This window comes from Xanthomarina arctica, assembly GCF_014638915.1.
GTDB classification, from domain to species: domain Bacteria; phylum Bacteroidota; class Bacteroidia; order Flavobacteriales; family Flavobacteriaceae; genus Xanthomarina; species Xanthomarina arctica.
Map to the genome: position 1 here is coordinate 379,364 of NZ_BMFQ01000003.1, position 19,627 is coordinate 398,990.

At 34.0% G+C, this 19,627-nt stretch carries 15 protein-coding genes; all 15 read right to left on the reverse strand.

All coding sequences use genetic code 11. The features are described from left to right. Positions 1-42: 42 nt before the first annotated feature. The 15 genes from IEV77_RS12910 to IEV77_RS12980 all read right to left on the reverse strand — a co-directional run bounded on the left by IEV77_RS12910 (position 43) and on the right by IEV77_RS12980 (position 19,626). A complete protein-coding gene (locus tag IEV77_RS12910) occupies positions 43-1,419 on the reverse strand; it encodes an MATE family efflux transporter (protein ID WP_188465490.1) in 1,377 nt (458 codons plus the stop codon). Positions 1,420-1,724: 305 nt separating this feature from the next. Beyond that, on the reverse strand, positions 1,725-2,489 hold the full coding sequence (locus IEV77_RS12915; protein ID WP_188465492.1) for a toxin-antitoxin system YwqK family antitoxin: 765 nt from the start codon (positions 2,487-2,489) through the stop codon (positions 1,725-1,727). A gap of 53 nt (positions 2,490-2,542) precedes the next feature. Continuing rightward, the gene (locus IEV77_RS12920) at positions 2,543-3,301 is read right to left on the reverse strand and encodes a toxin-antitoxin system YwqK family antitoxin (RefSeq protein ID WP_188465494.1); all 759 of its coding nucleotides are present in this window, start codon (positions 3,299-3,301) and stop codon (positions 2,543-2,545) included. Positions 3,302-3,319: 18 nt separating this feature from the next. Next, complete coding sequence (locus tag IEV77_RS12925; protein ID WP_188465495.1) at positions 3,320-4,507, reverse strand: T9SS type A sorting domain-containing protein; 1,188 nt, start codon at positions 4,505-4,507, stop codon at positions 3,320-3,322. Between the two features lie 44 nt (positions 4,508-4,551). Next, entirely contained in the window at positions 4,552-5,493 is a 942-nt protein-coding gene (locus IEV77_RS12930; RefSeq protein WP_188465497.1) for an NAD(P)H-dependent flavin oxidoreductase, read from the reverse strand. Beyond that, positions 5,493-7,094: a S8 family serine peptidase gene (locus IEV77_RS12935; protein WP_188465499.1), complete on the reverse strand. Its 1,602-nt coding sequence runs from the start codon at positions 7,092-7,094 to the stop codon at positions 5,493-5,495. Before IEV77_RS12935 ends, IEV77_RS12930 begins: the two co-directional genes overlap by 1 nt. 187 nt (positions 7,095-7,281) lie before the next feature. Beyond that, the gene (gene mnmA / locus IEV77_RS12940) at positions 7,282-8,475 is read right to left on the reverse strand and encodes a tRNA 2-thiouridine(34) synthase MnmA (protein ID WP_188466241.1); all 1,194 of its coding nucleotides are present in this window, start codon (positions 8,473-8,475) and stop codon (positions 7,282-7,284) included. Positions 8,476-8,853: 378 nt separating this feature from the next. Continuing rightward, positions 8,854-9,564, reverse strand: coding sequence for a toxin-antitoxin system YwqK family antitoxin (locus IEV77_RS12945; protein WP_229736671.1), 711 nt, complete (start codon positions 9,562-9,564; stop codon positions 8,854-8,856). 269 nt (positions 9,565-9,833) lie between these two features. Next, entirely contained in the window at positions 9,834-11,738 is a 1,905-nt protein-coding gene (gene yidC / locus IEV77_RS12950) for a membrane protein insertase YidC (protein WP_188465501.1), read from the reverse strand. Positions 11,739-11,879: 141 nt separating this feature from the next. Beyond that, a complete protein-coding gene (gene pyrG, locus IEV77_RS12955; protein WP_188465503.1) occupies positions 11,880-13,514 on the reverse strand; it encodes a CTP synthase in 1,635 nt (544 codons plus the stop codon). Positions 13,515-13,639: 125 nt separating this feature from the next. Beyond that, a complete protein-coding gene (locus IEV77_RS12960) occupies positions 13,640-13,870 on the reverse strand; it encodes a DUF3820 family protein (protein ID WP_188465505.1) in 231 nt (76 codons plus the stop codon). A 2-nt stretch (positions 13,871-13,872) separates the two neighbouring features. After that, positions 13,873-14,430 carry a DUF922 domain-containing protein gene (locus tag IEV77_RS12965; RefSeq protein ID WP_188465507.1) on the reverse strand — a complete coding sequence of 186 codons (558 nt, stop codon included), beginning with the start codon at positions 14,428-14,430 and terminating at the stop codon, positions 13,873-13,875. A gap of 52 nt (positions 14,431-14,482) precedes the next feature. Further along, entirely contained in the window at positions 14,483-16,402 is a 1,920-nt protein-coding gene (locus IEV77_RS12970) for an amino acid ABC transporter substrate-binding protein (protein WP_188465509.1), read from the reverse strand. Positions 16,403-16,663: 261 nt separating this feature from the next. Continuing rightward, entirely contained in the window at positions 16,664-18,199 is a 1,536-nt protein-coding gene (guaA, locus tag IEV77_RS12975; RefSeq protein ID WP_188465511.1) for a glutamine-hydrolyzing GMP synthase, read from the reverse strand. 56 nt (positions 18,200-18,255) lie between these two features. Further along, positions 18,256-19,626 (reverse strand): pyridoxal phosphate-dependent decarboxylase family protein, encoded by a 1,371-nt coding sequence (locus IEV77_RS12980; RefSeq protein ID WP_188465513.1) that lies wholly within the window; start codon positions 19,624-19,626, stop codon positions 18,256-18,258. Position 19,627 lies beyond the last annotated feature (1 nt).

Consider the following 19,627-nt stretch of genomic DNA (forward strand, 5'->3'; position numbering starts at 1 on the left):
AGTAGCCTAGGCACTTTAGAGCACTTATAACTTTAGCACACTTTAGGCACTTTGTGAAATCAATTTTTTAGTCAGATAATTAAATCGAAGATACAATAAAATAGCCGCAGTGGTTAAGCCAGCCAGTAGTCCCATCCAGATTCCGAAACTTCCGTACATTTCTTCTTTTCCTAAGAAAAAACTAATAGGAAAGCCTATTACCCAATATGAAATAAAGGTTATAATGGTTGGTATTTTCACATCTTGCAAACCTCTTAAAGCTCCAAGCATCACTACTTGTATGCTATCGCTTATTTGAAAGAACGCCGCAGCAATTAATAATTTGGAAGCAATGCTGACCACTTCGGTGTTATCTGCCAGATTTTCTAAATCGTTGAAATCGACATAGATTTTTGGAAGTTGCTTATGGAATATAAAAAAGAGTAAACCAAAGATACAGGCGAAAATAAAACCTAATAAAAATATTGAAAATGCGATACGTCTTAGTTCTAAATAATTCTTTAAGCCTTTTTGGTTTCCAACACGAATCATGGATGTGACACTTAATCCCATAGCAATCATGAAAGTCATTGACGATAGGTTTAATGCAATCTGATTTGCCGCTTGAGGGTTTTTACCTAATAAGCCACTAAGCCAAATGGCCGCCGTAAAAATAGCCACTTCAAAAAACATTTGCATGGCGCTAGGTGACCCTAAATTCATCAGCTTTTTAAGCATCAATTTATTTAAAGTAAAGAATTTGATATTCGTGACATAGGCTTTGGATTTCTCTTTGCCTTTAAGTAACCACCAAATGTAGGCTACCATAACAAGACGAGACACTAAGGTTCCATAAGCGGCTCCAACGATTCCCATTTCTGGAAATCCGAACTTACCAAAAATTAGCAGGTAATTTAGAATAACGTTTATCACGTTTGCCAAAATAGTGGCATACATTGGGTATCTAGTCATGGACAAGCCATCACTAAACTGTTTAAAGGCTTGAAAAATAATTAAAGGAATGATAGACGCTGCTACTAAGTTTAAATAGGGAATGGCCAGTTCGACTACCTCAATAGGTTGTTTCATTAGATACATAAGGGGTTTTGCAAAAAGCAAAATTCCGAATAATGCAATCCCTAAAACCGTACATAAAAACAAGCCATGTTTGAAAGCCGATTTTCCTCTAGCAAAGTTTTTAGAGGCATCTGCTTCGGCAACCAAAGGTGTAATAGCCGTTGAAAAACCAATTCCTAAAGACATGGCAATAAACATAAAACTATTTCCTAAGGATACGGCCGCTAATTCGGCTGTTCCAATTTGTCCAACCATGATATTGTCGACAAATTGTACAAAGGTATGACCAAGCATACCCAACATAACTGGAGCCGATAGTTTCCAGTTGTATTTAAATTCTTTCGTGTAGTTACTTAATACCATTTAATACTCGTGGTTTCTTAGATTATATAATGCCTTTTGTTTTCATTAAAATAAGAATTTTAAGAAAAGGCTTAAACCATTGGCAAAAATAGTATTTAGGTTTTTGTAAAACTAACTAAGCATGATTTTTATAATGTAAAACTAGGTTACTTGTATTTGGTGCGAAGTTGTTATGATATTTTTAGAAAGGAACTGATAAAAAAGGTATGGCTATTTAAAATATAAAAAGGCAAAGTGATAGAAGGTATTTCAATTTTAAACTATTTGAGGGCTTTCCTTATTTTGAGCTTCTAGTAGTTATTAAATTAATCATAACTAGATGAATAAATCCCAAAACTTGTATAAGAATCCACTTTTTCTCCATTGAGCGTACCTGGCAACCAAATTAATTCTGGATTATTAGTTTTTTCCTTTATAATAGCTATGAACCTTTTATTTAAATAAGATCCATTAGCATCAATTTCACCTATAGTTCCATCTTTTTTAATTAAAATAGAGATATTTGCGACAAAAGATTCTGATGGTTCGTTTTTCTTTTGTGTTAAAAAATAAGTTAGATTAATATCATTCATTAAGGTAGTAACTCCTCCAACTAAATCGGGAACACAATCCATTTCTCTTTTAACACGTTCGCTATTTATAATCACATCGCGTGGATAGTTTTTGCCACAGCTACTTGAGTAATTCAAGGTATTTGTGTCATGATTGTAGGTATGTAGCAGGCTCCTTCTCACTTCATCATAATATTCCCAAACTCCTACTTTTTTTCCATTTTTATAATACCCTTCGCTTTTAAGAGATCTAGGACTAAACATCCATTCTTGCCACAAACCTTCCTTTTTACCAAATTTATAGGTTCCTGAAACTTCTAGTTGTTTGTAATGCGTATTAATTATTTTATAATAACCATGTTTAGTTTTCTTATTAGATTTTAAAACTTGGTATTTAATGTTGGTTATGCCATTTATACCTTTTTCCGTTTTTATTTTTACTTTTTCAGGTTTCTGAGCTGATGCTATGGAGATTAAAAAGATACAAAAGGAAAGAGTGAGAAGGTGTTTAAATTTCATAGTAGTTGGGGTTTAAAATTTAAATAATAATAATAATAATAATACGAATTAATTTAAAAATACTCACCTAACTTGAATCTCATACTTACATAGGCATCCACTTTTTCGCCATGAAGTTCAGCAGGTAACCACTCACCTCTGGTTTCGTTTATTTGTGCTTTTAAAATATCTAAGAAATCTGGATTCGAAAAAGAAGTTGTGGCTTTTATATCACCTATACTCCCATCTTTTCTAATTAAAATATCAACATCAGCAAAAAAATCTTTTTTGTCAGGATGTTTCTTTTTTAATGTAATATATGCTAATCCTATATCTTGTTTCGTGTATGAAAACTCCCCTATTAACAAAGGAGGATTATCCAGAGCATCCCAAACAATCTCACCATTTACTATAACATGGTACTCACTCGTTTTATGGTGTTTACTTGCGTACAATAAGGTATTCGTATCATAATTATAGGTATGAAGCTTTTTTCCGTCAACAAATTCATAATACTCCCAAACCCCTACTTTTTTTCCATCTTTATAATACCCTATACTTCTAGGTAACCTAGTTGAAGTAAACCACTCTTGCCATAAACCATCTTTTTTATTTAAATGATAGTTTCCAGAAACCACGAGCATTTTATGAAATAAATTATACTCCTTATAATAGCCTTGTTTTGTTTCCTTGTCAGATTTTAATACTTGATATGAAGTGGAAATTAAAAAGTTTTTTTTAGTTATTTTTTTGAGTTTTATAGGGTTTTGAGCTATAACTATAAAACCTAAAAATAGACAAAAGCAAAGAGTGAGTAGGTATTTAAATTTCATCGTTAGGTTTTAGATGTCTTACTTAATAATTTTTTTTATGACTATAGCATTTTCTGTATCTTTAGCTTTTAGAAAATAAACACCACTGCTAAAACTAGAAAAATCAATTTTATGCTTTCTATTAACTATAGTACTTGAAAACACTTGATTTCCAAGGGCATCAAAAATCCAAAATTCCTTAATTTGATTATTAGAATTCTCTAAGTAGAGTATGTCTGAAACTGGATTTGGATATATTTTTAGTGAATTTGTTACAAACTCTTCCGTACTTAAAGAACCACAATCTTCTGAGTAGATATTGACATTATCCACATACCAACCTGAATCATAAGGAGCTAACCCATTTATGGCATCAGAAGCATTATCCACTTCAATACAAACCAAATTAGGGTTATTAAATGCGTTAAATGTAGCTTGAAAAGAATTATTTCCATTTTTAATTTTAATATTTTCTAGTAAATTGTCTTCAGCAAGAATCCAAACAATATCTATACTAGAGCTTAAATCTAAATTACCAGTTAATTGGTTATTATAAATGCCAAAGGTTCCTAAGTTCTCCCATGAATCAAAAATTCCAGATACAGATCCTGATAAATTATTATCATTAATCCAGAATTGCTCCATATTTATTAAGTTTGAAAACTCTGCTGGTATTTCACCTGATAATTGATTTTCTTCTAAAGAAAGAGAATTAAGATTTGTACAATTAGCTAGACTAACTGGTATACTCCCTGTTAACTGATTATCCCACAACAATAACCACTCTAGGTTATTTAAATTGCCTATTTCTGAAGGAATACTTCCAGATAGACGGTTATGGTTCAGTTCTATCTCAACCAAATTAGTAAGATTTCCTATTTCTGAAGGAATACTACCGTATAAATCCTTCCGATTTATTTTAAGTATGGTAAGATATGTTAAATCCCCTATTTCAGGAGGTATAACTCCCGTTACTGTGTTAGTTGTCTGCATTAGATCAAATTCTGTTACATGGTCTGTTCCTGAAATGTTAGTAACTGTGATACCTGACCAAGTAGAAACAGGATTGCTTGTATTCCAATTTTCAAACATATATGGATTCCAATTTGGCCCATCTGTAGCGTTATAAAATGCTATTAAAGCATCCCTTTCTGAAGTTGGCACTTGGGCATTGGAAAAATTTAAAAAAAATAGGCAAGAAAATAACGATAAGTAAAAATGTTTCATAGTAGTTGGGGTCTATAATTTAAATATTAATAATACGAATTAATTTACAAATTCGAAACAAACTGTTTAGCCTCCTCGAACTCCTGCATCATATCTTCTACAATTTGAGCTGTTGGTTTAATGTCGTGAATCAAGCCTGCAATTTGTCCGATTTCTAATTCGCCATCTTCTAAATCGCCTTCAAACATACCTCGTTTGGCTCTGGCTCTTCCAAGTAATTCTATAAGTTGTTCTTTAGTTGGGGACGTTTTATATAAGTCTTGAATCTCATTAAAAAACTTGTTCTTTACCAGTCTTACAGGCGCCAATTCTTTTAAAGTTAATTGGGTGTCCCCTTCTTTGGCATCTACTACTACTTGTTTAAAGGCTTGATGTGCCGAACTTTCCTCACTAGCAACAAATCTACTCCCAACTTGAACGGCATCTGCTCCCAAAATCATAGCAGCCAACATGGCTTTTCCTGTGGCAATCCCTCCTGCTGCGATTAATGGAATTTGTAACTGTTCCTTCACCATGGGAATCAATGTTAAAGTGGTCGTTTCATCTCTTCCGTTATGACCTCCTGCTTCAAAACCTTCAGCAACTATGGCATCTACGCCTGCTTCTTGTGCTTTTAAAGCAAATTTCACACTACTAACCACATGAACTACTGTAATGCCTTTTTCCTGTAACCAGCTCGTCCATGTTTTCGGATTTCCAGCAGAGGTGAAAACAATTTTAACACCTTCTTCCACAATAATATCCATGATTTCTTGAACATTAGGATATAACATGGGCACATTCACCCCAAAAGGTTTGTTAGTTGCTTTTTTACATTTCTGAATGTGCTCGTGCAATACATCTGGATACATGCTTCCTGCTCCAATTAAGCCTAAAACTCCTGCATTACTTGCTGCCGAAGCCAAACGCCAACCAGAATTCCAGATCATGCCTGCTTGAATAATTGGGTATTTTATATTGAATAATTGGGTGATTCTATTTTGCATTACCTTTTGATAAGTTTTTTAGTTTGTGTGCCATTTTGAGTTTCCAATTTTAATAGATAAATTCCATTTGATAAAGACGACACATTAATAATTGAAGATGAATTTATCTGGGTTTCCAACACCTTTTTTCCTAAGATATTATAAACAATAACTTGAACCTGCTTTTCTGTTGAAGGCATTGAAATATGAAGTTCATTAAGAACAGGGTTGGGATACACATTCATCTGATTTTGAAAAAGTTCCACTTCGTTGATACTTAAGCCTTGATTTAAAGCTATAGCCAGATTAGGAATACCATATCCTATAAAATAATCTGGCATATTGAATTGTGAAGCCGATTCCCTAACGAGTTGCATGATTTCCGCATTGCTTAAATCGGGTAAAGCTTGCCACAAACAAGCCAAAGCACCTGCCATGATTGGAGAACTAAAAGAGGTTCCATTTGCAGCACCTATTGAATTATCTCCCCAAATAACGGCACTTGCCTGTCCTTGAGTAGCAACATCTGGTTTTTGAGTAGGTTGGAAAGCGCTACCTACAGAACTAAAAGTAGCATAATCGCCATTAGAATTTACTGCTGCAATAGTAAAAACACCAGCGGCATCTGCAGGCGCATTTAAGCCATCTTCTCCAGAATTACCAGCAGAATTCACAATAAGAATACCTTTTTCGAATGCGATATTGGCACCTTTACTAATGTAAGTAGTTAATCCATCTAAAGATGCATCCGTATGACTATAATTGGGATTATCGTATGTTTTATAACCTAAAGACGAGTTAATAATATCTACACCTAAGCTATCTGCACGTTCTGCGGCTTCTACCCAAAGGCTTTCTTCCACGGGATTTTCGTTTGGAGCATTTTCAGTTCTAAACAAATAATAAAAAGCATCTGGCGCGGTACCCACATATTCGTCAACTATATAACCAGCCATAGTGCTCAAAACTAGAGTGCCATGAGAGCTGGATGTGTTAACATACATATCAGGGTTTCTATCATAAAAATCGTAACCCCCTAAAATTAGGCCATTATCCCTTGCATACTGAAAGGCTCCCATGTTGATGACATCTGCAAAACCAGCGTCAATAACAGCAATAGTCATTCCTGTTCCGGTATAATCATCTTGATGAAGCACATCGCCTTGAATCATTTCAATTTGATTTGCAGCCGAACCATAAGTATAGGTAGTTCTCGCACCTTCTAATTCGAATTTATTCTTTGGCTCGCTTGTTCTTGCATTCAAATTATTATCAGCAAAAACAATATAATTTACAAAAGTTAAATCGGTTAAAGTATTGATGTTTGTTTCACTACCTCGCACATGAACCGCATTAAACCATTTGGATTTAGCAAGAACAGTAATGCCAGTTTGGGTTTTTAATTGTGAAATATATGTTTCGTTTACAGGCACATCTCGTACGTCTATTGGAACATTATGAGCTACTTTCCTATCAATAGCTTTTTGAGTTAAAATTGAAATGGGATTTGCTATGGAAGCAACAACAGCTTCTTTATCTGTAAGATAAACCCAGGCATCTTCTTGGGCAAAAGCTTGAAATTGATAACATAGTAAGCATACTAAAAGTAGTTTTGAGGTCATGAGTTTTTATTTAATACCAAATGAATATTAGAACGATTGATAATAAATTTGAATTATTTTTTCTTTAGATGAAACAGAAAATATAAGCATAGCCTCAGTTACGGTTCTATTTAATGTTGAAAAATTAAGAAAAAAGAAACGAATTTAATCGATCATTTTGAATTTTATTTGGTGCAATTCATGCAATTTAAGAAATTACTCCTGAACCTACTAATTCATTTTTCAGATACCAAGCAACAAATTGCCCTTCGGTAATGGCTGATTGAGGATTTTGAAATTCCACATACAAACCTGATGCTTCTTTATAAAGCATGGCTTTTTCTAAAGGTTGTCTATAACGAATTCTCGCCAGAACCTCCATATTCTCCCCATCCTGAAGTTTTAAATCTTCCCGAATCCAATGTAATTCTTCATTTGAAACAAAAAGAGCCGACTTAAATAATCCCGGATGCTGATTGCCTTGTCCTGTGTAAATAACGTTTTCCACCACATCTGTATCGATAACAAAAAGAGGTTCTACGGTTCCCCCAACAGCCAAGCCTTTGCGTTGTCCTTTAGTGAAATAATGTGCGCCTTGATGTTTACCAACTACTTTTCCCGAGGAAAGCGTATAGGCTATTTTTCTTGAGAGATATTGGAGTTCCTCTTCTTTTGAATGAAAGGTAGGACGCTCTTGTTTATAAGCATCCAAATCTGCAGGAACTTCAACAATAACCCCTTCTTTAGGTTTTAGTTGTTGTTGAAGGAATTCTGGCAACCTTACTTTTCCAATAAAACATAGGCCTTGAGAATCTTTCTTCTCGGCAGTAATTAAATCTTGTTGCTTGGCAATTTCCCTAACTTCTGGCTTTTGCAATTCTCCAATTGGAAATAAAGCTTTTGCTAACTGCTCTTGAGATAACTGACATAAAAAATAAGATTGGTCTTTATTGTTATCTGCTCCAGCTATTAATTGATAAACCTCTTTACCATCTTTTTCAAGAGTGCTTTTTTTGCAATAATGACCTGTAGCGACATAATCTGCTCCAAGTTCTAAAGCAATTTTCATAAAGACATCGAACTTAATTTCGCGATTACAAAGGACGTCTGGGTTTGGCGTTCTACCTTTTTCATATTCGTTAAACATATAGTCCACGATACGTTCTTTGTATTCCTTGCTTAAATCGACCGATTGAAATGGAATGCCTAATTTATCGGCTACTAACATGGCATCATTACTATCATCTAACCAAGGACATTCGTTAGAAATAGTCACTGAATCGTCATGCCAGTTTTTCATAAACAAGCCTATAACCTCATACCCTTGCTCCTTTAATAAGTAAGCAGCTACACTGGAATCTACACCTCCAGAAAGTCCAACTATTACGCGTTTTTTCTTCATCATTTTCAATTTGCAAAGATACGGATTTTAACTAAATCTGTTTATTAAGTATATTTAAAATTAAATGCCGCTTAATTACCTTTATGATACTCAATAATTTATAAATTATTTTATTTTTATAAAGTTATAACCTTTCGAATAAGCTCATTTTTTTTATATTTACAGCACTTATGTTTAGGTGGAATCCTTTCTTCGTTTGATTAATAGCTTACTCAACTTGTGATATCCCTAAAAAAGTAAAGCTCCTTATTTTTATAAGGAGCTTTTATATTTGGCCTCTCCCAGAACTGCAAAATGGCAGTTCTGACCTCTCCAAAGGAGAGGTGTTTCGGAAACCTCGAAATAAAATATCGAGGAATTCTTTTGATTAAAGATACATTAGTCCTTTTTATTATATGGGTTTTTAGAATAACGGGTATAGTCCTTTTCATCTGAAAGTTCACCATCCTTATAGTATTTCCAAATACCATCCTTTTGGTCGTTTTTATACTGACCTTCAATTTCTAAAGCTCCTTCAGCTAGGTAAAATTTAGCCTCTCCGTGTAATAAACCATTCTCGTAATGATATATTTTCATTTCATTGCCATTTTCATAATACCAGATAGCTTTACCTTGCACTTTATTTTTGATAAAATGGCGCTTTTCTGCCAGCTGTCCGTCACTATAATAAACCATGCTTTCCCCATCTAATTGTCCTTGGTTATTATAATGTTCTAAGGTCATTACTTGGGTGGAACTATTATGATAAATGGTCCATTCCCCAATATTATCTTTTCCATTCATGATCCCTTTACTTATTACTTTTCCGTTGGATGCATAATAGGTTACCTCAGCAAGATTGTCCTTTTCATTAAACTGCTTGGTTGCTGTTAAAACCGCTGTTTTATTGATGCTTTTATAAAATTTGAATAACCCAATTTCTTTTCCGTGTAAAAATGTCCCTTCATATCTTACGATATTTGTGTTGTCGAAGTTCTTTTTCCAAACACCATCTCTTTTCCCGTTTTTATCCAATTGATTAACGGATTGCGCCATGAACAAGGTTGGAATTAATAGAAATATAAAAATATGAATTTGTTTTATGTTCATTTGGATCAGTTTCTTTAAGATTCGTAATTATAACGATAGTTTTACTAAAATGTTACAGTATGGGATAAATGTATTAAAATCGACTTTCTCTTTTTAAGACAGGAATTACACTAATTAACACACATGTAAAAATCTAAAATTTTCTAAAAATCAGTGTGAATCGTAGCGCAATATAATTTATGTATTTAGCCTATAAAAGAACTTTTAAAACGCTTTAGTCTTTAAATTAGTATAAAAAAAAAGCTGCCAATAAAGGCAGCTTCTTACTTTTATTTCTTACGCTTTTGCTGCGCTTCTTTTTGTTGCTCTGCTTGCTCCATCATATCCGCCATCTTCTTTTGGAATTTATTTTGCTTTTTAGGCTTGGCTTTATTCACCTGAATTTGAGCATGTATTTTATCTTCATCAAGAATAAAATTCTTAATTACCAACATGATTCCAATACTAATAGCATTCGAGACAAAGTAATATAAACTTAAACCTGAAGCGTAGTTATTAAAGAAGAATAACATCATTAAAGGCGACAAGTAAATCATATACTTCATCATTTTAGCCATATCAGGCATCCCTTCTTGTGTTGGTTGTGAAGCCATTTGCTGTCCTGTTGTCATTTTCATATAAAAGAAAATAGCGATTGCTGCCAAGATTGGGAACAAACTTACGTGGTCTCCATACCATGGAATTTTAAATGGTAAATAAGCCACAGCATCATAAGATGATAAATCGTCTGCCCAAAGGAAACTTTTTTGTCTTAATGCGAATGCTGTTGGGAAAAACATGAACAAGGCGTAGAATACCGGTAATTGTATTAACCCTGGTAAACATCCACTTAAAGGACTAGCTCCTGCTTTATTTTGAAGCGCCATAGTTTCTTGTTGCGCTTTCATTTTATTGTCTTTGTACTTTTCTCTAATAGCATCCAATTCCGGTTTTAATACCTTCAATTTTGCTTGAGATAAAAATTGCTTGTATTGTACAAAAGACATAAGTACTTTAATAAGAATAGTCATGACAATAATAGCAACTCCATAAGGAAGGAACCCACTTAAAAAGCCGAATAATGGAATAAACAAGGCTTTGTTAATCCATCCAAAAATACCCCAACCAAATGGAATACTTTCTTCTAAATTTTCGTCGTATTTTTTTAATATTTTACTATCGGTTGGTCCAAAATAGAATCTTAAAGGTTGGTTGATTTCACCGGCTACAAAATTCAAAGGAAGTTTTGTATTGAACTGTTTTGTAAAAACGGTATCAATATCTTCGTTTGCTACTAAATCTTCCGAAGAAATAATAACCCCATTTAAAGGTGCTTTAGAAACTAAAATAGAACTAAAAAAGTGCTGTCTGTATGATAACCATGTTAGGTCGTTAATAATCTCTTCATCTTCCCCGGCTTGAGAGAGCTTGTCTATCTTACCATCTTCGTATTGGTATGTTAAACGTGTGTAACGATTTTCATAAGTAATACTTTGGTCATGACGATAGGTTTTTAACTTCCAATCTAAATTAACCTCTTGAGAACTATTAATCACATTATTTAAACCTTGAGATTTAATGGTAAAATCTACCATATAATCGTCTGGTTTCAATTCGTAACGATACTCTAAATATTTTTCTGGAGACACCATCAGTTTCATAGAAACTACTGTATTCTCACCATTTTTTGTAACTGTAGGTTGAAAATAAAGATCTTTGGTATTTAAAATACGACTGTCTGTAGTACCAAAATTGATATTGAAATCCGTATTACCATTTCTAACCAAATAAATTGGAACAGAATCAAAATCGACAAACTGTTTTAATTTTATTTCAGATAAATAACCACCTTTGTTACTGAATTTCAGGGCTAGCACCTCTGTTTCAATAACTGTTTCGTTATCTGTTGCTGAAGGAAGCGTTGAAGAATAAGCAAAAGCGCCTAATTTATTGTTTAAAGCAATTAATTGTAGAGAATCTGTAGTTGTTGCTACTGAAAAATCTTCGGCAACTGCAACTGCTACATCGGCTTCTATGGCGGCTACTTTCTCTGCTTCAACTTGTTCTTGTTTGGCTTTTTCTTGAGCGGCTTGCTCTTCTTCGGTTGGTTTGTTCATGTACATCATGTACACAAGTATTCCAAAAATTAGTACAAATCCGATTATAGATTTTACGTCAAGTTTCTTTTCTTCCATATTTAATATTTTCTCCTCTATTATATGAAGAGAGCCAAGTAGTGGTTAGTTTTTATCTTAATGTATTTGAGACCTACCAGGTTTTAGAAACCTGGTAGGTCTGGATCGATTAATTAGTCAAAAATTAATCCAATATTATTTTTATGCCATACTGACACTTTTGGCATTTTTTTTATGCTTTAAAGCGGCCTTAATAAAAGCAACAAATAGCGGATGCGGATTGGCAACCGTACTCTTATATTCTGGATGGTATTGTACGCCAACAAACCAAGGGTGATTTGGAATTTCAATAATTTCCACAAGTCCTGTTTCTGGATTTAATCCTGTAGCAAGCATTCCTGCTGCTTCAATCTTTTCCTTGTATTCATTATTAAATTCAAAACGATGTCTGTGTCTTTCTAAAATGGTGTTCGCTTTATAAATTTTTTGAGCAAGAGAGTCCATTTTTAAATCGCAAGCCCAAGCACCAAGTCTCATGGTACCTCCTTTTTCTGTAACATCTTTTTGGGCTTCCATTAATGCAATAACAGGATCTGGTGTTTTGCTATCCATTTCGGTAGAATTAGCATCTTTAAGGTTTAGCACGTTTCTAGCAAACTCTATAACTGCCATTTGCATTCCCAAACAAATTCCTAAAAAGGGAATGTTATTTTCACGTACATATTTTACAGCGGCTATTTTTCCTTCAATACCTCTTTCTCCAAAACCTGGAGCTACTAAAACACCATCTAAATGAGATAGTTTTGCCTTTATGTTGTCTTCGTTTAAATATTCTGAATGGATTGGCTCTACATTAACCTTCACTTCATTTTCAGCTCCTGCGTGAATAAAAGATTCTAAAATAGATTTATAAGAATCTTGTAATTCAACGTATTTCCCAATCAAACCAATAGTGATTTCAGTTTTTGGGTTTTTATGACGTTGTACAAATTTGTTCCATTTGGTTAAATCTGGAATGCGACTTTCTAAAGCTAGTTTCTTTAAAACAACTTTATCCAAGCCTTGTTCTAACATTAAGTTAGGCACATCATAAATGGTTGAAGCATCTATAGACTGAATTACAGCTTCTTCACGAACATTACAAAACTTTGCTAATTTACTTCTTAACTCTTGTGGTAATTCATGTTCTGTTCTACACACTAAAATGTCTGCCATCACACCACTTTCCATTAAGGTTTTTACACTGTGTTGGGTTGGTTTTGTTTTTAACTCTCCAGCAGCAGATAAATATGGCACTAGGGTTAAATGAATTACAATAGCATTGTTATCTCCTAAATCCCATTTTAACTGTCTTACAGCTTCAATATATGGCAAGGACTCTATATCTCCAACAGTTCCACCAATTTCAGTAATAACGATATCGAAATTTCCAGATTTCCCTAGAATTTGAACACGCTCTTTAATTTCGTCTGTAATATGAGGAATAACCTGAACGGTTTTTCCTAAAAATTCACCTCTACGTTCTTTTTGAATAACGCTTTGGTAGATACGCCCAGTCGTGACATTATTTGCCTGACTAGTAGGGACGTTTAAAAAACGCTCGTAATGACCTAAATCTAAATCTGTTTCAGCACCATCGTCGGTTACATAACATTCGCCATGTTCGTATGGGTTTAAAGTTCCTGGATCGACATTGATATATGGATCTAGTTTCTGTATGGTTGTACGGTAACCTTGGGCTTGAAGTAATTTTGCAAGAGAAGCGGCTATGATTCCTTTTCCTAAAGAAGAAGTAACACCTCCTGTTACAAATATGTATTTTGTTGTAGTTGTCATGTTGCGTTGTTAAACGCCTGCAAAATTACAAAATTAAAGAGTTATTAAGGTATTGTTTCTAGTAATTTATTCGGCATTTTATTATGAAGGTCATTCGATGGAGAATTAACTTACTTTAACCTAATTTATTTTGGGAATTGCCTTTTAATATTCCTAATTAAATCTTCTAAACCATTTAACTTTAGTTCATAAACTGTTTGAAGCATGTCGCCCAATTTCCCTTTTGGAAACCCTTTATTATGATACCAAACCACATAATATTCGGGTAGCTCTATAAGATCTCTATTCTTATATTTCCCGTATGGCATTTTGGTATGAGCCAATTTAATTAAAAAATCTTTATCTGGTTCTAACAAAATTAATTGGAGGATTTAAAATTTGAAAGCTGGGTTAATTCTTTATGAACTTGCTCTTGCCATTTAGCTTGAGCTTCTATTTTTCTGGAATAATCTGTTTCAGAATCGTATAAGTCCTGCATTTTATTTAGATCTTTAATACTATTTTTATATAAGGCATCTAAATTTTTAGGTAGCTTTTCTGAAATTTCTAAAGCTTTTATTTGCTGTTTAAATTTTCTTGCATGCCATTCTGTAATATCAAAATGAAGTTGCTCATGAGACAAAATATGGGCATTTGTTCTTTCAGGTTTACACCACGATTTTTCAGGATAAAAAAGTGTTTGTACCTGAGTAGTAAACCCTGTAATTTGGTTGTCGCTTGTTTGTACTGCATATTGGAACGTTATTCCCGAAGCTGTAATAGCTACAGCATCTGAATTTGGCTCCGGCTTCTCTTTAAAATTTTCCCAAGATAATTTATTGGATTCTTCCCATATAATTACTGGTTCTTCGTTTTGTGAGAAACTAAAAAACCAACTTCCAAGAAGAATAAAAAACCCTATTTTTCTAAGCCACATAAAAAATCAATTATATCAAATTATTTAATCAAACTTGTGACTTTAATAAGCGCTATTCTACTTCTATAATTTTTAAATCTTGATATTTAACAAGGTAAACCGTTTCGTTATAATAGCCACCCAAAAACTTCTTTTTGTAAGCAAATTTATTTTCAACATATTCTGTTAACGGCGTTTCGGTTACAGATAAATATAAATCTTCTGATGTTACTAAACGCAACACCACATCCATAGTAAGATCGAAACCACGAACTGCAATTTTATTTGGTGTTATTCCGTAGCGTTTTTCATAGGCTTTTACAAACGGATTTCTATCCTCTTCACTATAAGATTTTGAAATAGTAGGAAAATGAAATTGCAAATTCGATAGATGGTAATTAGAAACCTCATCGTTTTCAAAAGCATCATTCATGTTAGTGGTAACTAAAACAATACTACTCGTACTGGTTTTTAAGGAATTTAATTTACTAGTTACATTAGAAATAAATCCAGGATTATCTGTTTCTAAAAATATGATATTTTTTCCGGGCTTCAATCTACTTGTAATGTCGTTATCTAAAATATAGAAAGCGTCTTCCTCTTTTTTGTTTTTTCTAGAAAACACTTGTGGTGCCGCAGGAAAGGTGCGCTTCAAGTTATCGTTTTCTTTTGTATGTTTTATATCTGAAACAATAATCACCTGACTTACAGAACTATCATTTTTAACGTAATTAACCATTTTATCATATAACAAATCTTCAGATGGTCTGGATTGAAATACATTTTCAGAAAGCGTGACATTTTTTGTAATTGGTGAAATTACAGGAATGTTATACGCGTTTAATTCTGAGGCTACTTTTTCGATATTATTTGGCATAATTGGACCGATAACCGCATTGACACCGCTAAAGGATTTTGTGCTGAGAATAGTTGAAACTTCACTTAGTGAATTTCTAGTGTCGTACACATCGACCTTTAATGAAATACCTAACTTTTTAAGGGAATCTAAGGCCATTAAAGAACCAGAATAAAAATCTAAAGATGTGCTTAAAAAATGATTTGTTCTTAATTCTCTTTTTGCATCTTGAATTGAATCGGCATGCACCTTATTAAGCTGAAAAGGAAGCATAATTACAATATGCTTGGTTTTATAACTTTTTATATTGTCTGTTAAATCGGTGCCTTCTTCTTCTACAATTACAACTGTTTTTTCCAATGAAGCGTTGTAAGGCACTTTTAAAATCATCCCCTCTTTTAAACCAGCCTCCTTAAGCTCTGGATTTAATGTTTCTAATTGTACCTGCTCTAAACCAAGTTTTAATTTAAGCCTATAAAAACCTTCCTTAGGTAAAACCTTATAATAAGAGTACCCGTCGTCAATTGGTTTTTCTTCTTTTAATTCAATATTTGGAACATTTATTTGGTCTTCAGCATTAAGAACCTCATTCATTCCAGGGTTTAAAACCTCTAACTGTTCTACTGTGATTCCAAATTTATAAGCTATACGCCATTTTCCTTCCTTAGGCTGCACGGTGTATAATTTAGTAGTGGATTCTGGTTCAGTAACAACTAAAACTTTTTTGTAAACAGGAATTTTTAATTCATCTCCCTTTTTTAAGTTGTTGGCATATAAAAAGGTGTTGTGTTTTTTTAGTTCGTCTTGGGTAACATCATACTCCTTAGCTAAACTATACATAGTTTCTTTACGTTTAACTTTATGCTGTTTAAAACCAACCAATTCTTTTACTATAGTAGCTTGTGGCGCAGTATTTAAATCTTTAGACTTTGGAATAATTAAAACGGTATTAGGTTTAATACCTTTTTTAGCATCCGGATTTAAACCATAGACATCATTAACAGAAACTTGGTAAGTTTTTGCAATGCTTTCAATGGTCTCTCCTTGTTTTACTTTATGGGTCTTGAAGTTTTGAGCTTGGGTAGCAGAACAACCAAACATAAAAACTAAGCATAGGATGTATATTATTTTTTTCATAGGGGTACTCTTGAAAATGAGTGACTTTTAATTATAATCATCAATCGTTAAAACGTTTTCTACTGTTTTGCTTCCTAAACCCAAATATGATTAATTATCTGAGTTACTAAAACATGGTTCTTTTAATAAGCCATTTTTATGCCAAAGCATTAAAAATAGCGAAAAAAGATTTAAGTGTAAAACGATACTTTTCGACTGGCAAGCTTCCATAACATAAAAATATGAGTTCCTATGAATGAGATTCCTGCCTGCGCAGGAATTCTACTCCCACTCGATAGTTGCTGGCGGTTTTGAGCTAATATCGTACACTACTCTATTAACGCCTTTTACTTTATTTATTATATCGTTTGAAGTTTTTTGTAAAAACTCGTATGGTAAATTCACCCAATCGGCCGTCATACCATCCGTACTTTCTACGGCTCTAAGAGCCACGCATTTTTCGTAGGTACGCTCGTCTCCCATTACTCCTACACTATTAACAGGTAAGAGAATGGCTCCAGCTTGCCATACTTTATCGTACAAATTCCATTCCTTTAAACCATTGATAAAAACAGCATCCACTTCTTGTAAAATACGCACTTTTTCAGCAGTAATATCACCCAAAATTCTGATGGCCAATCCAGGACCGGGAAATGGGTGACGCCCTAAAAGTGTAGCATCCATATCCATAGAAGCACCTACACGGCGAACTTCATCTTTAAATAAAGCTTTTAAAGGCTCTACTATTCTAAGTTTCATAAAATCCGGCAAACCACCTACATTGTGATGGCTTTTAATAGTAGCACTTGGACCTCCAGTTGCCGAAACACTTTCTATAACATCTGGATAAATAGTACCTTGAGCCAACCATTTAACATCTGATATTTCGTGAGCCTCATCATCAAAAACTTCAATGAATACTCGACCAATAGCCTTTCTTTTTTCTTCTGGATCGCTTAGTCCTGCAAGGGCATCTAAAAAGCGAGTTGAAGCATCGACACCTTTTACATTAAGGCCCATGCCTTTATATTGTTCTAAGACATCTGTAAACTCATTTTTTCTTAACAAACCATTATTTACAAAAATACAATACAAGTTTTCACCAATAGCTTTATGCAATAACATGGCAGCTACGGAAGAATCAACTCCTCCAGAGAGACCTAAAACAACTCTATCGTTACCCAATTTGGTTTGTAAATCTTCAACCGTTTCTTCAACAAAAGATTGTGGTGTCCAGTCTTGCTCAACTTTTGCAATATGAACTAAAAAGTTTTCTAATAATTGTTTCCCATCAGTTGAATGATACACTTCCGGATGAAATTGAATGGCATAGGTATCCTCACCTTCAATTTTATAAGCGGCATTTTGCACATCGTTTGTACTTGCCAATAAAACGCCATTAGTAGGAAGATTTTTGATGGTATCACTATGACTCATCCAGACTTGGCTTCCTTTGTTTATATTTTCAAAAAAGGCTTCATCAGATTTTACAAAAGATAAGTTTGCTCGCCCATATTCTCTTGTATTTGAAGGAGCTACTTCGCCACCTGAAAAGTGTGCCAAATATTGTGCGCCATAACAAACAGCTAATAAGGGTTTTTTGCCTCTAATTTTTGATAAATCAGGATGAAGTGCATTTTCGCCTCTAACTGAAAATGGACTTCCAGAAAGAACGACTGCCTTGTATTCTTCTACGTTGTTAGGAATTTTATTGAAGGGATGAATCTCGCAATAAATATTGAGTTCTCTCACTCTTCGTGCAATAAGTTGTGTGTATTGCGAACCGAAATCTAATATAAGTACCTTGTTATGCTGCATGTGCAAAAATAGTAATTGATTCTTTAATTCTCTGTTTAGCAAACCTGTTTTTGAAATTAATTCATGGACTCCAAAATCAACCGAATATCTTCTTCTGTGGTATCCGGATTGATAAAGCAAAAACGAGAAACCGTTTCAAAAGTATCTCCATTTTTCCATTTGGTTGGCGTTACTAAAGCAAAGCCTTTTTTATGATTTTCGTAAGTCCAATGCGTGTAGTCTTCCGGCTTCCATCCAATTCTTCTGTAAAGAACACAAGACAAACTTGGTTCTCTTACCAATTCGACATTCGGATTTTCTTCAATTAATTTACCAGCAATCTGGGCTAATTCCAGACCACGCTCTACGGCTTCTTTATATTTATCGGTTCCGTGTGTTGCTAAAGAAAACCATAAAGGTAAACCACGAACACGACGCGTTAATTGTATTTGATAATCTGTTGGATTAAAACCATGAGCACCTTCATCTTTAAAAATATCCAAATAAGACCCTTGTTGCGAATGCGCGTTTTTAGCTAATTCTGGATTTTTATAAATAACTGCGCCACAATCGTATGGCGAAAACATCCATTTATGAGGATCTATGGTAATACTATCTGCTCTTTCAATACCATTAAATAAATGTCTTACAGAATCGGCCGCCAAAGCACCTCCACCATAAGCGGCATCTACATGAAGCCAAATATTTTCTTTTTCGCAAATTTCTGCAATACCTTCTAAATCGTCGATAATTCCGGCATTGGTTGTACCACCAGTTGCAACAACGGCAAACAAACGTTTTCTTTGATGAAAATTTAGTTTATCAATTGTTTCACGGAGATCAGATCCCGTTAATCGCTCTTCAGAATCTACCAAAAGAATATCCACATCGGCTACTTTCGCCATAGCTTTTACTGATGAATGCGCTCCAATTGACGTAATAATTAAACCTTTTTCTCTTTTGTAGGTATCATCTTCCCTCCAATGTTCTCTAGCAGTTACTATAGCAGATAAATTGGCTGCAGTTCCACCACTAGTAAACACACCAAAAGCTCCTTCAGGTAAACCTGTTAAGGAAACAATCCATTTCATGGCTTCATTTTCACAAAAAATACCACCTGCACCTTCCATCCAATAAGCACCATGAATGCTAGAGGCAGAAGTTACCAAATCGAACATAATTGCCGCACGTGTTGGAGATGCAGGCACAAAAGCTAAATTTCTAGGATGATCCACCGGCACATTGGCTTTAGACAAATGCTCTTTCCATAAGTTGAAAGCATATTCGCCACCAACACCACTTTCGGTTACGGTCTCGCCAACAAGCTCTTTAAGTTCTTCGTACTTTTTTGGTTTCCCTATAGGATGCTCGGTTGCAGAAATTCTACCAATGGCATATTTCATAACATCTAAGGTCATTTCTATTAGGTCTATATCTATTTTGTGCATG

Excerpts from the sequence above, each read along its gene's own strand:
- IEV77_RS12970 (WP_188465509.1), bottom strand. The coding sequence starts at position 16,402 with ATGAAAAAAATAATATACATCCTATGCTTAGTTTTTATGTTTGGTTGT.
- guaA (WP_188465511.1), bottom strand. The coding sequence starts at position 18,199 with ATGCAGCATAACAAGGTACTTATATTAGATTTCGGTTCGCAATACACA.
- pyrG (WP_188465503.1), bottom strand. The coding sequence starts at position 13,514 with ATGACAACTACAACAAAATACATATTTGTAACAGGAGGTGTTACTTCT.
- IEV77_RS12925 (WP_188465495.1), bottom strand. The coding sequence starts at position 4,507 with ATGAAACATTTTTACTTATCGTTATTTTCTTGCCTATTTTTTTTAAAT.
- IEV77_RS12930 (WP_188465497.1), bottom strand. The coding sequence starts at position 5,493 with ATGCAAAATAGAATCACCCAATTATTCAATATAAAATACCCAATTATT.
- IEV77_RS12965 (WP_188465507.1), bottom strand. The coding sequence starts at position 14,430 with ATGTGGCTTAGAAAAATAGGGTTTTTTATTCTTCTTGGAAGTTGGTTT.
- IEV77_RS12935 (WP_188465499.1), bottom strand. The coding sequence starts at position 7,094 with ATGACCTCAAAACTACTTTTAGTATGCTTACTATGTTATCAATTTCAA.
- IEV77_RS12915 (WP_188465492.1), bottom strand. The coding sequence starts at position 2,489 with ATGAAATTTAAACACCTTCTCACTCTTTCCTTTTGTATCTTTTTAATC.
- mnmA (WP_188466241.1), bottom strand. The coding sequence starts at position 8,475 with ATGAAGAAAAAACGCGTAATAGTTGGACTTTCTGGAGGTGTAGATTCC.
- IEV77_RS12945 (WP_229736671.1), bottom strand. The coding sequence starts at position 9,564 with ATGAACATAAAACAAATTCATATTTTTATATTTCTATTAATTCCAACC.
- IEV77_RS12920 (WP_188465494.1), bottom strand. The coding sequence starts at position 3,301 with ATGAAATTTAAATACCTACTCACTCTTTGCTTTTGTCTATTTTTAGGT.
- yidC (WP_188465501.1), bottom strand. The coding sequence starts at position 11,738 with ATGGAAGAAAAGAAACTTGACGTAAAATCTATAATCGGATTTGTACTA.
- IEV77_RS12910 (WP_188465490.1), bottom strand. The coding sequence starts at position 1,419 with ATGGTATTAAGTAACTACACGAAAGAATTTAAATACAACTGGAAACTA.
- IEV77_RS12980 (WP_188465513.1), bottom strand. The coding sequence starts at position 19,626 with ATGCACAAAATAGATATAGACCTAATAGAAATGACCTTAGATGTTATG.